At 54.9% G+C, this 13,319-nt stretch carries 8 protein-coding genes and 1 pseudogene; 8 read left to right on the forward strand and 1 reads right to left on the reverse strand.

Translation table 11 applies throughout. From position 1 onward, the window contains the following. The first annotated feature begins 504 nt into the window (after positions 1-504). The 6 genes and pseudogenes from pdhR to ACLHDD_RS00515 all read left to right on the forward strand — a co-directional run bounded on the left by pdhR (position 505) and on the right by ACLHDD_RS00515 (position 8,359). Positions 505-1,269 (forward strand): pyruvate dehydrogenase complex transcriptional repressor PdhR, encoded by a 765-nt coding sequence (gene pdhR, locus ACLHDD_RS00490; RefSeq protein ID WP_111139429.1) that lies wholly within the window; start codon positions 505-507, stop codon positions 1,267-1,269. A gap of 101 nt (positions 1,270-1,370) precedes the next feature. After that, positions 1,371-4,037 carry a pyruvate dehydrogenase (acetyl-transferring), homodimeric type gene (aceE, locus tag ACLHDD_RS00495; RefSeq protein ID WP_427102498.1) on the forward strand — a complete coding sequence of 889 codons (2,667 nt, stop codon included), beginning with the start codon at positions 1,371-1,373 and terminating at the stop codon, positions 4,035-4,037. A 14-nt stretch (positions 4,038-4,051) separates the two neighbouring features. Further along, on the forward strand, positions 4,052-5,965 hold the full coding sequence (aceF, locus tag ACLHDD_RS00500; RefSeq protein WP_427102499.1) for a pyruvate dehydrogenase complex dihydrolipoyllysine-residue acetyltransferase: 1,914 nt from the start codon (positions 4,052-4,054) through the stop codon (positions 5,963-5,965). Positions 5,966-6,125: 160 nt separating this feature from the next. Continuing rightward, positions 6,126-7,550 carry a dihydrolipoyl dehydrogenase gene (gene lpdA, locus ACLHDD_RS00505; RefSeq protein WP_111140842.1) on the forward strand — a complete coding sequence of 475 codons (1,425 nt, stop codon included), beginning with the start codon at positions 6,126-6,128 and terminating at the stop codon, positions 7,548-7,550. Between the two features lie 179 nt (positions 7,551-7,729). After that, positions 7,730-7,852 (forward strand): annotated as a pseudogene (locus ACLHDD_RS00510) (type II toxin-antitoxin system HicA family toxin); the annotation flags it as partial. Between the two features lie 81 nt (positions 7,853-7,933). Next, positions 7,934-8,359: a type II toxin-antitoxin system HicB family antitoxin gene (locus tag ACLHDD_RS00515; protein ID WP_427102500.1), complete on the forward strand. Its 426-nt coding sequence runs from the start codon at positions 7,934-7,936 to the stop codon at positions 8,357-8,359. Between the two features lie 199 nt (positions 8,360-8,558). Here ACLHDD_RS00515 and ACLHDD_RS00520 read toward each other — a convergent pair whose 3' ends face one another. Next, the gene (locus tag ACLHDD_RS00520; protein WP_427102501.1) at positions 8,559-9,464 is read right to left on the reverse strand and encodes a LysR family transcriptional regulator; all 906 of its coding nucleotides are present in this window, start codon (positions 9,462-9,464) and stop codon (positions 8,559-8,561) included. Between the two features lie 105 nt (positions 9,465-9,569). On the opposite strand from ACLHDD_RS00520, the gene ACLHDD_RS00525 reads away from it, so the two are divergent. Next, on the forward strand, positions 9,570-10,079 hold the full coding sequence (locus tag ACLHDD_RS00525) for a phenolic acid decarboxylase (protein WP_427102502.1): 510 nt from the start codon (positions 9,570-9,572) through the stop codon (positions 10,077-10,079). Between the two features lie 557 nt (positions 10,080-10,636). Beyond that, on the forward strand, positions 10,637-13,234 hold the full coding sequence (acnB, locus tag ACLHDD_RS00530; protein ID WP_427102503.1) for a bifunctional aconitate hydratase 2/2-methylisocitrate dehydratase: 2,598 nt from the start codon (positions 10,637-10,639) through the stop codon (positions 13,232-13,234). Positions 13,235-13,319 lie beyond the last annotated feature (85 nt).

Below are 13,319 nucleotides of genomic sequence, written 5' to 3' on the forward strand. Positions count from 1 at the left end.
GATGTTTTTATTCTTCGTTCGCAGCGCTGTTCGCTGTAATGAAGTGGTTACAATAACGTATTGATAATTTTACGGTATCTGACATGCCGGATGCTGCCATGCGCTACCCTGGCGACAAGAATAGTGATAAGCGAATCGCTTTGCACCTGCTTTCGCCTTTTGTGCTGAGAGTTGACTGAAAAAACGCCATCCCTGTCACGTCCGGCCAGAAAATTTTTTGCCATGAAACGGGACGCATGACGAATAGCTTTCACTTATAGCTGCCGCTGCGTCTGGCCGCTAACCGGGTGTAAGGTTTGGTAAAAGTGCATTTATTTAACATTTGCAGTAACAGTGAATTTTCATTTTTTTTACCGCATGTTAGCGCCAGCGCAGGGCCCTGGGTGAGGGGAATGTCGCTGACACCATATAGACACAAGGTGAATACTTTGTTACTTTACGGGCGCCTTATGGCAATTGGTATTACCAATTTACTCCGGACGATTGGTCTGATAAGAAGGGATGATGGCTTACAGTAAAATACGTCAACCCAAGCTCTCTGACGCCATTGAGCAACAGCTCGAATCCCTGATCATGGAAGGGACCCTGCGTCCGGGAGAGAAGCTGCTCCCTGAGCGCGAACTCGCCAAACAATTCGATGTCTCACGTCCATCTCTCCGTGAAGCGATCCAGCGGCTGGAAGCCAAAGGATTATTGCTGCGCCGACAGGGTGGCGGAACGTTTGTACAGGAGAATCTCTGGCAAAGCATGAGCGATCCACTCGTTGAGCTTCTCGCCGACCATCCGGAATCACAGTTTGACCTGCTGGAAACGCGCCATGCCCTGGAGGGTATCGCCGCCTATTACGCGGCACTGCGCGGCACGGAAGAGGACCTGTTGCGTATTCGTGACTGTCATCTTCACATTCAGCAGGCGCAGGACAGCGGCGACTTAGACGCCGAAGCGGACGCAGTGATGCAGTATCAGATCGCTGTCACAGAAGCCGCCCATAATGTTGTGCTTTTGCATTTGCTACGCTCAATGGGCCCTATGCTGGAACAAAACGTCCGTCAGAATTTCGAATTGCTCTACTCGCGCCGGGAAATGCTGGCAAAAGTGAGCGGTCACCGCGCCAGAATTTTTGAGGCGATTGTGGCCCGTGAGCCAGAAAAAGCGCGCGAGGCTTCACACCGTCACCTGGCGTTCATAGAGGAAATCTTGCTGGACAGAAGTCGGGAGCAGAGCCGTCGTGAACGCTCCCTGCGTCGTTTACAGCAACGTAAGGAATAACGTGCGACAAAGATCGTACGGACATCAGACGAGCCTGCCGGCATCTGCTTTAACAGGCTCCCGATTATTCAACGTATTAGACACAGATAAGGAACACACCCATGTCAGAACGTTTACACAATGACGTGGATCCGATCGAAACTCGTGACTGGCTACAGGCGATCGAATCGGTCATCCGTGAAGAAGGTGTTGAACGTGCACAGTATCTGATTGATCAGGTACTGGGTGCAGCCCGTAAAGGCGGCGTCAATGTGGCTGCAGGTTCGTCTGCAATCAGCAACTACATCAACTCGATTGCCGTTGAAGATGAACCCGACTATCCGGGCAACACCTCTCTTGAACGTCGTATCCGTTCCGCAATTCGCTGGAACGCCATCATGTCGGTGCTGCGCGCATCTAAAAAAGATCTGGAATTGGGCGGCCACATGTCCTCCTTCCAGTCTTCTGCCACGATCTATGAAGTCTGCTTCAACCACTTCTTCCGTGCGCGCAGTGACAAGGATGGCGGCGATCTGGTCTATTTCCAGGGCCACATCTCTCCGGGCATCTATGCCCGTGCGTTCCTTGAAGGTCGCCTGACCGAAGAGCAGATGAATAACTTCCGTCAGGAAGTGGACGGCAAAGGCCTCTCTTCTTATCCGCATCCAAAACTGATGCCGGAATTCTGGCAGTTCCCGACCGTTTCTATGGGTCTGGGTCCGCTGTCCGCTATTTATCAGGCGAAGTTCCTGAAATATCTGGAACACCGTGGTCTGAAAGACACCTCCGCACAAACCGTTTACGCCTTCCTGGGTGACGGTGAGATGGATGAGCCAGAATCAAAAGGTGCGATCACCATCGCTACCCGTGAAAAACTGGATAACCTGGTCTTTATCATCAACTGCAACCTGCAGCGTCTGGATGGCCCGGTCACCGGTAATGGCAAGATCATCAACGAGCTGGAAGGCATCTTTGCCGGTGCTGGCTGGGAAGTGATCAAGGTCATCTGGGGCGGCCGCTGGGATGAGCTGCTGCGCAAAGATACCAGCGGCAAGCTGATTCAGCTGATGAATGAAACTGTCGACGGTGACTACCAGACCTTCAAATCCCGTGATGGTGCCTACGTACGTGAGCACTTCTTCGGTAAATATCCGGAAACCGCTGCGCTGGTTAAAGATATGTCCGACGATGAGATCTGGTCACTGAACCGTGGCGGCCACGATCCGAAGAAAATCTACGCGGCGCTGAAAAAAGCGCAGGACACTAAAGGCAAGCCCGTCCTGATCCTGGCGCATACCATCAAAGGCTATGGTATGGGTGACACCGCGGAAGGCAAAAACATTGCCCACCAGGTGAAGAAGATGAACATGGATGGCGTACGCTATATCCGTGATCGTTTCAACGTGCCGGTTGCCGATGACAAAATCGAAGAGCTGCCGTACGTGACCTTCGAAAAAGGTTCAGAAGAGCACACTTACCTGCATGCGCAGCGTGAGAAGCTGGGTGGCTACCTGCCAACGCGTCAGCCGAAGTTCAGTGAAAAGCTGGAAATGCCGGCGCTGGAAGAGTTCGGTGCGCTGCTGGAAGAGCAGAACAAAGAGATCTCCACCACCATCGCCTTCGTGCGTGCCCTGAACGTGATGCTGAAGAACAAGTCGATCAAAGATCGTCTGGTTCCGATCCTCGCCGACGAAGCGCGTACCTTTGGTATGGAAGGTCTGTTCCGCCAGATCGGTATCTATAGCCCGAACGGCCAGCAGTATACCCCGCAGGACCGTGAGCAGGTTGCGTACTACAAAGAAGATGAGAAAGGCCAGATTCTGCAGGAAGGGATCAACGAGCTGGGCGCAGGTTCATCCTGGCTGGCGGCGGCGACCTCTTACAGCACCAACAACCTGCCGATGATCCCGTTCTACATTTACTACTCGATGTTCGGCTTCCAGCGTATCGGCGACCTGATGTGGCTGGCAGGTGACCAGCAGGCACGCGGCTTCCTGGTCGGCGGCACCTCGGGTCGTACGACCCTGAATGGCGAAGGTCTGCAGCATGAAGATGGTCACAGCCACATTCAGTCGCTGACGATCCCGAACTGTATTTCTTACGATCCGTCCTACGCCTATGAAGTCGCTGTCATCATGCACGACGGTCTGGTGCGTATGTATGGCGAAGCGCAGGAGAACATCTACTACTACATCACCACGCTGAACGAAAACTACCACATGCCAGCCATGCCGAAGGGCGCGGAAGAGGGTATCCGTAAGGGTATCTACAAGCTGGAAACGGTAGACGGCAGCAAAGGTAAAGTGCAGCTGCTGGGTTCAGGTTCTATCCTGCGTCACGTACGTGAAGCGGCGCAGATCCTGGCGAAAGATTATGGTATCGGTTCTGATGTCTACAGCGTCACCTCGTTCACCGAACTGGCGCGTGATGGTCAGGATTGTGAGCGCTGGAACATGCTGCATCCGACAGAAGAAGCGCGCGTGCCTTACATCGCTCAGGTGATGAACGACGCGCCAGCAGTCGCCTCAACCGACTACATGAAACTGTTCGCTGAGCAGGTTCGTAGCTATGTCCCGGCCAGCGATTATCGCGTCCTGGGTACAGATGGTTTTGGTCGCTCTGACAGCCGTGAGAATCTGCGTCATCACTTTGAAGTTGATGCATCTTATGTGGTGGTTGCTGCGCTGGGTGAGCTGGCTAAACGTGGCGAAATCGAGAAGAAAGTGGTGGCCGACGCGATCACCAAATTCAATATCGATGCCGATAAAGTTAACCCGCGTCTGGCTTAAGAGGTAAGAGAGTAATGGCTATCGAAATTAAGGTACCGGATATCGGGTCTGACGAAGTTGAAGTCACCGAGATTCTGGTGAAAGTTGGCGACAAGGTGGAAGCCGAGCAGTCGCTGATCACCGTGGAAGGCGACAAAGCCTCAATGGAAGTGCCGTCGCCACAGGCTGGCGTAGTGAAAGAGATTAAGATCGCTACCGGCGACAAAGTTGAAACCGGCTCACTGATCATGATGTTTGAAGCAGAGGGCGCAGCGGAAGCCGCCCCTGCCGCTGCCGAAGAGAAAAAAGCAGATGCGGCGCCTGCCCCAGCTGCGGCTGTGGCCACGGCCAGCAAAGAAGTGGCAGTGCCGGATATCGGCGGTGACGAAGTGGAAGTCACTGAGATTCTGGTGAAGGTCGGCGATAAAGTGGAAGCCGAGCAGTCACTGATCGTGGTGGAAGGTGACAAAGCCTCGATGGAAGTCCCGGCACCGTTCGCGGGTGTCGTCAAAGAAATCACCATCGCGACCGGCGACAAAGTCAGCACCGGTTCCGCCATCATGGTCTTTGAAGCAGAAGGCGAAGCACCAGCCTCTGACGCGAAGCCAGCCATGAAAGAAGAAGCGGCATCGGCATCGGCACCTGCCGCCGCCGCGGGCGCAAAAGATGTGAACGTCCCGGACATCGGCGGTGATGAAGTTGAAGTCACCGAGGTTCTGGTGAAGGTCGGCGACAAAGTCGAAGCCGAGCAGTCACTGATCGTGGTGGAAGGCGATAAAGCCTCAATGGAAGTGCCTGCGCCATTTGCGGGTACGGTAAAAGCGCTGAAAGTCTCAACCGGCGATAAAGTCAGCACCGGCTCACTGATCATGGTGTTCGAGGTTGAAGGCGCTGCGCCAGCGGCACCTGCGGCGGCGAAACAGGACGCTGCGCCGGCACCGGCTGCTAAATCTGAAGCGAAAGCCGCAGCACCTGCACCGGCTGCCGCGAAAGCGGACAGCAAAGGTGAGTTTGCAGAAAACGACGCTTACGTTCACGCCACCCCAGTGATCCGTCGCCTGGCGCGTGAGTTCGGTGTAAATCTGGCGAAAGTCAAAGGCACCGGTCGTAAAGGTCGCATTCTGAAAGAAGACGTGCAGACTTACGTGAAAGAGGCGGTGAAGCGCGCTGAAGCGGCACCGGCTGCTGCCAGCGGCGGCGGTCTGCCAGGCATGCTGCCGTGGCCGAAAGTGGACTTCAGCAAGTTCGGTGAAGTCGAAGAAGTCGAACTGGGTCGTATCCAGAAAATCTCTGGCGCGAACCTGAGCCGTAACTGGGTGATGATCCCGCACGTTACGCATTTCGACAAAACCGACATTACCGAGCTGGAAGCCTTCCGTAAGCAGCAGAATGCGGAAGCTGAGAAGCGTAAGCTGGATGTGAAGTACACGCCTGTCGTGTTCATCATGAAAGCCGTAGCGGCCGCGCTGGAGCAGATGCCACGCTTCAACAGCTCACTCTCTGAAGATGCGCAGAAACTGACGCTGAAAAAATATATCAATATCGGTGTGGCGGTTGATACGCCAAACGGCCTGGTGGTTCCGGTCTTTAAAGACGTGAACAAGAAGGGCATCACCGAGCTGTCCCGTGAGCTGATGGCAATTTCGAAGAAAGCGCGTGACGGTAAACTGACAGCGGGCGACATGCAGGGCGGATGTTTCACCATCTCCAGCCTGGGTGGCCTGGGCACCACTCACTTTGCGCCTATCGTGAACGCGCCAGAAGTGGCTATCCTGGGTGTCTCTAAGTCGGCGATGGAACCGGTATGGAACGGCAAAGAATTTATGCCGCGTCTGATGATGCCGATTTCTCTCTCCTTCGACCACCGCGTGATTGACGGAGCCGATGGTGCAAGATTCATCACCATTATTGGCAATATGCTCTCCGACATTCGTCGTTTAGTTATGTAAAAGTAAAGAAGGCCGGCGGATGCCGGCCTTCCTTTAACGATTCGTCGCGCCGCGGTTGGCAGTTTGTTAACAATTCTGTAAACTCTTGCGGTGAAAGTCCCGGTGGAACAAGGGCATTATAAGAACGTCTGACCCGCCGGATATCAATTAAGAGGTCATGATGAGTACAGAGATTAAAACCCAGGTCGTGGTACTTGGGGCAGGTCCTGCAGGTTACTCTGCAGCCTTCCGTTGTGCGGATTTAGGTCTGGAAACCGTACTGGTTGAGCGTTATAGCACCCTGGGCGGTGTTTGTCTGAACGTCGGTTGTATCCCCTCTAAGGCGCTGCTGCACGTTGCCAAAGTGATTGAAGAGGCGAAAGCCCTTGAAGAGCACGGTATTGTGTTCGGCCAGCCCTCTACTGATATTAACAAGATTCGCAGCTGGAAAGAGAAGGTCATCAACCAGTTGACTGGCGGCCTGTCAGGTATGGCAAAAGGGCGTAAAGTCACCGTGGTTAACGGCCTGGGCAAATTCACCGGTGCTAATACCCTGGTGGTTGAAGGAGAAGGCGGCGCGACCACCATCAACTTCGACAATGCCATTATCGCTGCGGGTTCACGCCCTATCGAACTGCCTTTCATCCCGCATGAAGATCCACGCGTCTGGGATTCTACCGATGCACTGGAACTGAAAGAAGTGCCGAAGCGCCTGCTGGTTATGGGTGGCGGTATCATCGGTCTGGAAATGGCGACCGTGTATCACGCGCTGGGTTCAGAGATCGACGTGGTCGAGATGTTTGACCAGGTTATCCCGGCTGCGGACAAAGACGTGGTCAAGGTCTTTACCAAGAAGATCAGCAAGAAATTCAACCTGATGCTGGAAACCAAAGTGACCGCCGTTGAAGCAAAAGACGATGGCATTTACGTTTCCATGGAAGGTAAAAAAGCCCCAGGCGAAGCGCAGCGTTATGACGCCGTGCTGGTGGCGATTGGTCGCGTACCGAACGGTAAAGGTCTGGATGCCGGTAAAGCGGGCGTGGAAGTGGATGACCGTGGTTTCATCCGCGTCGACAAGCAGATGCGTACCAACGTGCCACACATCTACGCTATCGGCGACATCGTCGGTCAGCCAATGCTGGCGCACAAAGGTGTCCACGAAGGCCACGTGGCAGCAGAAGTGATCTCCGGTCTGAAGCACTACTTCGATCCGAAAGTAATCCCTTCCATTGCCTATACAGAGCCAGAAGTTGCCTGGGTCGGTCTGACCGAGAAAGAAGCGAAAGAGAAGGGCATCAGCTATGAGACAGCGACCTTCCCATGGGCGGCCTCTGGCCGTGCTATCGCCTCTGATTGTGCAGAAGGTATGACCAAACTGATCTTCGACAAAGAGACGCACCGTGTCATCGGTGGCGCGATTGTCGGCACTAACGGCGGCGAGCTGTTAGGTGAGATTGGTCTGGCGATTGAGATGGGTTGTGATGCGGAAGATATCGCGCTGACCATCCATGCTCACCCGACCCTGCATGAGTCCGTCGGTCTGGCCGCAGAGATCTTCGAAGGCAGCATCACCGATCTGCCTAACGCGAAAGCGAAGAAGAAGTAAATTTCTGCCGCAGTATAAGAAAAGCTCCCGTAACGGGGGCTTTTTTTTTGCGACGAATGCCGTGCGGGATGTCCCGAATTAATCAGGCCAGCCAGAAGGCAACGCAGCCCTGATAAAGGGATTGCCCGGAGGGGGGTTGGAGTTATTTTTTTCTGACGGGTACAGGACAGGACGCCGCTATGGATAGCAGCAGATTAATTGCGGAAATCAGGGCTGATGGCTGGGTGCTGATAAGGATAAACGGTAGCCATCACCATTTCACTCATCCGGTTAAACTGGGGCTGGTTACGGTGCCTCACCCCTAAAAGGACTTACCGCCCGGTACGGTAAAAAGCATCAGAAAAAAGGCGAAGATTTAATCCCGCCTGCGCGAAGAGGTTGATATGTTTTATCCGATTGCGATTGAAGCTGGTGATGACGAACACGCCTGTGGCGTCATTGTTCCTGATTTACCCGGATGCTTCTCTGCTGGCGAGACGCTGGACGAAGCGATAAAAAATGCAAAAGAGGCGATTACCGGGCATATCGAACTATGCGTTGAGCCTGGCCATGCCATCCCTGCCGTCTCGACGATTGAGGCGCTGGCAACGCACCCCGACTATCAGGGCTATATCTGGGCGCTGGTGGATATCGATGTGATTCGACTGCTGGGCGGCTCTGAAAAAATTAACGTTACCCTGCCTGAATCCCTGATCGACAGAATCGACCGTTGCGTCGCCTCGCAACCCGAATACAAAAGTCGTTCAGGCTTTTTAGCACAGGTTGCGCTTGAGCGGATTACGGCTCAGGCCAGCAGGCCTGAAAAGTAATTCCGCACTGCGGCTGAAAAGGCAGGAATAGCAGGAGGGTCAACGTTGCGGGGCCTGTCACGCTGTTTCTGTCCGACGAAACAGCGCGCGGGGCAGGGGGAGGCCGTCCGTCTGGATAAGCTGCTAAAAAGAATGAGCAGTAACCGTGAAGTCACCCCCCAGCCCACTCCGGCGTTGCTGAAAGAAAAACGGCGACTATTCAAATCTTAACGTTTTGCTTCTCCTGCGCCACACGCTCAATAAACATCTGTGCCAGCGCAGCAATGGCGCTGTTGCCAGGCAGCCTCTCTTCATTCATGTACATCACCAGCGTACTGCTGCGCCGGCGACCCTGGCGCAGCGGCAGAGGACGAAGTTCACCGCTCTCCAGCAGGGCCGCGATAGTCTGTTCCGGCAGCCAGCCATAGCCTAACTGATGCTGGACCGCTTCAATCGCTGCCGACAGCGTGGTAAATGACCAGTTCTCCGCCTGCTCGCCATTCACCTCTGACTGCTGCTGTTGCTGACGATCCAGAATGGTGACACAAGGCCAGCGGGCCAGTGTGGCCGCATCCAGCGGGGCCGGTTCGCGATGCAGCGGATGGTCGCGATGGGCGACAGCGATGAAATCGACGCTCATCAGGCTCTCACCTGCTAATGGTCCGGCGCCATATTGCGCCACCAGCCAGAGATCGGCCTGAGATTCTGCCAGCCTGTCCGGCGTCTCACTGCGGACGATTTCACTGAACCAGATGCGGACATGCGGATAGCGCTGCTGAAAGGTCTGCAGCACATCAAACAGCAGGGGCTTGGGCAGGGTGGCGTCGACCATCAGATCGATGCGCGAACGCTCGCCGCGCTGCAGTGCATTCGCTCTGGCCTCCAGGGCGCTGAATCCCTGCAGCAGCGGACGAACCTGAGCAAGCAGCTGATGTCCCTCCGCGCTCAATACCGCGCGACGGCCCTGTTGTTCTAACAGTGTCATCCCCAGCCGCTGCTGAAGCAGGCTAAGCTGATAGCTTAGCGATGACTGGCTGCGATGATTATTCTCTGCAGCCAGCGCGAAGCTGCCCGCATTGACCACTTCGTCCAGCAGATACCACTGCTCAAGCGTCGTTTTATACATGCTGTCTCATCTAAAAATTGAATGATTCAGCGCTAAAAATAGCGTTATTAATCGCTTTTGCAATGCGCAATAATTTTCTCAACGAAAACAGAGAAGGAATAAATCATGAGCACATTTGATAAACATGACCTGTCAGGCATCGTCGGCAAACATCTGGTTTATACCTATGACAACGGCTGGAACTATGAGCTTTACATTAAAAACGCCAGCACCATCGATTACCGGATTCACAGCGGCATGGTCGGTAACCGCTGGGTTAAGAATCAGCACGTCTATGTTGTGCGTCTGGCGCAGGATGTCTACAAAGTCTCCTGGACTGAGCCAACCGGCACGGATGTCAGTCTGGCCGTTAACCTGACCGACAAAATTTTCCATGGCACCATTTTCTTCCCGCGCTGGGTCATGAATAACCCTGAAAAAACAGTTTGCTTCCAGAACGATCATCTGGAGGAGATGGCAACCTTGCGCGAAGCGGGCCCGGCTTATCCTACCGAAGTCATTGATGAGTTTGCGACGCTGACCCTGATCCGCGATGTGGGTGAAAACAACGAAAGCGTGGTGGACTGCCCGCCTGACCAACTGCCAGCCGACTGGCCAGCCAGCCTGAAAAACTAATCGTCCGGAAGAGGCCTGCGTGGCCTCTTCTGTTTATCCGCTTCAGACGAACGTTTTGCGCTGTCTGCAAAACCGCTTCCGGTGCACTGCCCGGATTCTGAAAGTGTGCTGCCGCTGGTCGGAAACGCCTCCGGCAAACCAAACTGGCGCTGCCATCATCAGGTTATCTCCGCTGTGAATATCTGTCTGTCATCTCCTCTGCGACAAAGACTGCGCAGGTGGGTTTCTATTCCGGCAGGTTATCTATTTCACTGAATCTGTTCACCAAAAATCCCCTTTTGCGGACATGCTCACCCGCCAAATGCCCTATCCTGTGCCGCTGCGCGCCGGAAGCGTTTCGGCAGGCTCAGCGGGCAGATACGAGGGAGGGAGAAGGGCAGAATGAACGCAGGAGATCATGTTGTATTTTTGTAAACAGATTAACAAACAGCCGGAATCCTGCTATTCTGCCCTCCGCGAAACCGGGCACCTCAACCTGGACGAGAAAGGGAAGTGTGTTCTCCATAAGTGAGCAAGGTGGTCGGAAAGCCCTACATAATGAGAGCGAGGATAACGTCGTGCTAGAAGAATACCGTAAGCACGTTGCCGAGCGTGCTGCCCAGGGAATTGTACCTAAGCCTTTAGAGGCTTCCCAGATGGCCGCGCTGGTTGAACTGCTGAAAAATCCACCTGCGGGTGAAGAAGAATTTTTGACCGATTTGTTGGTCAACCGCGTCCCACCTGGCGTCGATGAAGCGGCGTATGTCAAAGCCGGTTTCCTGGCGGCTGTCGCCAAAGGCGAAGCAACCTCTCCTCTGATTACTCCTGAAAAAGCGGTTGAACTGCTCGGCACCATGCAGGGCGGCTACAACATTCATCCGCTGATCGAGGCGCTGGACGATAGCCGACTGGCCCCTGGCGCGGCGAAAGCCCTTTCCCACACGCTGCTGATGTTCGACAACTTCTATGATGTTGAAGAGAAAGCGAAAGCGGGTAATGAATACGCGAAGCAGGTGATGAAGTCATGGGCAGAGGCCGAATGGTATCTGTCACGCCCTGAGCTGGCGGAAAAGATCACCGTTACGGTGTTCAAAGTCACCGGCGAAACCAATACTGATGACCTCTCTCCGGCACCGGATGCCTGGTCGCGTCCCGATATCCCTCTGCATGCTCTGGCGATGCTGAAAAATGCCCGTGATGGCATCGAGCCGGACGAACCCGGCAATATCGGCCCGATCAAACAGATCGACGCGCTGAAGAGCAAAGGTTTTCCGCTGGCCTACGTCGGTGATGTGGTCGGAACCGGTTCTTCACGTAAATCCGCCACCAACTCGGTGCTGTGGTTTATGGGCGACGACATCCCGAACGTGCCAAATAAAAAAGGCGGCGGCGTGGTGCTGGGCAGCAAAATTGCACCGATCTTCTTTAACACCATGGAAGATGCGGGCGCACTGCCGATTGAAGTGGACGTCAACAACCTGAACATGGGCGATGTCATTGACATCTATCCATTTAAAGGTGAAGTCCGCAACCACGAAACCAACGAACTGCTGGCCAGCTTCGAACTCAAAACCGAAGTGCTGATCGACGAAGTGCGTGCCGGTGGCCGTATTCCGCTGATCATTGGCCGTGGCCTGACCACCAAAGCGCGCGAGTCGCTGGGTCTGCCGCACAGCACCGTATTCCGTCAGGCGAAAGATGTTGCGGAGAGCACCCGTGGCTTCTCGCTGGCGCAGAAAATGGTTGGCCGCGCCTGTGGCGTGACCGGCGTGCGTCCGGGCGCCTATTGCGAACCGAAGATGACCTCGGTCGGCTCGCAGGATACCACCGGGCCGATGACCCGTGACGAGCTGAAAGATCTGGCTTGCCTGGGCTTCTCGACCGACCTGGTAATGCAATCCTTCTGTCACACCGCCGCCTATCCTAAGCCGGTCGATGTGAACACGCACCACACGCTGCCAGACTTCATCATGAACCGTGGCGGTGTCTCACTGCGTCCGGGCGACGGCATCATCCACAGCTGGCTGAACCGTATGCTGCTGCCGGATACCGTAGGCACCGGTGGTGACTCCCATACCCGTTTCCCTATCGGTATCTCTTTCCCGGCAGGTTCAGGCCTGGTGGCGTTTGCCGCCGCGACAGGCGTCATGCCGCTCGACATGCCGGAATCGGTGCTGGTGCGCTTCAAAGGTAAAATGGAGCCAGGTATCACGCTGCGCGATCTGGTTCACGCTATCCCGCTGTACGCCATCAAACAGGGCCTGCTGACCGTTGAGAAGAAAGGCAAGAAAAACATCTTCTCTGGCCGCATCCTGGAAATCGAAGGTCTGCCGGATCTGAAGGTGGAGCAGGCGTTTGAGCTGTCTGATGCGTCAGCGGAACGTTCTGCAGCGGGCTGTACCATCAAGCTGGATAAAGCGCCGATTATCGAATACCTCAACTCCAACATCGTCCTGCTGAAATGGATGATCGCAGAAGGTTACGGCGATCGCCGTACGCTGGAGCGTCGTGTTGAGAGCATGGAGAAATGGCTGGCCGATCCGCAGCTGCTGGAAGCCGATGCGGACGCGGAATATGCCGCCGTGATCGAAATCGATCTGGCCGACATCAAAGAGCCGATCCTCTGTGCGCCAAACGATCCGGACGATGCCCGTCTGCTCTCTGACGTTCAGGGTGAGAAGATCGACGAAGTGTTCATCGGCTCCTGCATGACCAACATTGGTCACTTCCGTGCCGCCGGTAAACTGCTGGATAGCCACAAAGGCCAGCTGCCAACCCGTCTGTGGGTGGCGCCGCCAACCAAGATGGATGCGGCACAGCTGACTGAAGAGGGCTACTACAGCGTCTTCGGCAAAAGCGGTGCGCGTATCGAGATCCCGGGCTGTTCACTCTGCATGGGTAACCAGGCGCGTGTGGCAGATGGTTCGACGGTGGTTTCTACCTCGACCCGTAACTTCCCGAACCGTCTGGGAACCGGCGCGAACGTCTATCTGGCGTCAGCCGAACTGGCCGCGGTCGCATCTCTGCTGGGCAAACTGCCTACGCCGGATGAGTATCAGCAATTCATGGCACAGGTCGATAAAACGGCCAGCGACACGTATCGCTATCTCAACTTTGACCAGCTGGCGCAGTACACCGATAAAGCTGACGGCGTGATTTTCCAGACTGCGGTCTGATTCTTCACCCGACAGCATGCGAGAAGGGGCGATGATTCGCCCCTTTTTTACGTCTGGCGATCGGACTGCGGCACGATCAAAAGCT

This window comes from Pantoea sp. NSTU24 (assembly GCF_050157905.1).
GTDB lineage: Bacteria > Pseudomonadota > Gammaproteobacteria > Enterobacterales > Enterobacteriaceae > Pantoea.

Excerpts from the sequence above, each read along its gene's own strand:
- pdhR (WP_111139429.1), top strand. The coding sequence starts at position 505 with ATGGCTTACAGTAAAATACGTCAACCCAAGCTCTCTGACGCCATTGAG.
- aceE (WP_427102498.1), top strand. The coding sequence starts at position 1,371 with ATGTCAGAACGTTTACACAATGACGTGGATCCGATCGAAACTCGTGAC.
- aceF (WP_427102499.1), top strand. The coding sequence starts at position 4,052 with ATGGCTATCGAAATTAAGGTACCGGATATCGGGTCTGACGAAGTTGAA.
- lpdA (WP_111140842.1), top strand. The coding sequence starts at position 6,126 with ATGAGTACAGAGATTAAAACCCAGGTCGTGGTACTTGGGGCAGGTCCT.
- ACLHDD_RS00515 (WP_427102500.1), top strand. The coding sequence starts at position 7,934 with ATGTTTTATCCGATTGCGATTGAAGCTGGTGATGACGAACACGCCTGT.
- ACLHDD_RS00520 (WP_427102501.1), bottom strand. The coding sequence starts at position 9,464 with ATGTATAAAACGACGCTTGAGCAGTGGTATCTGCTGGACGAAGTGGTC.
- ACLHDD_RS00525 (WP_427102502.1), top strand. The coding sequence starts at position 9,570 with ATGAGCACATTTGATAAACATGACCTGTCAGGCATCGTCGGCAAACAT.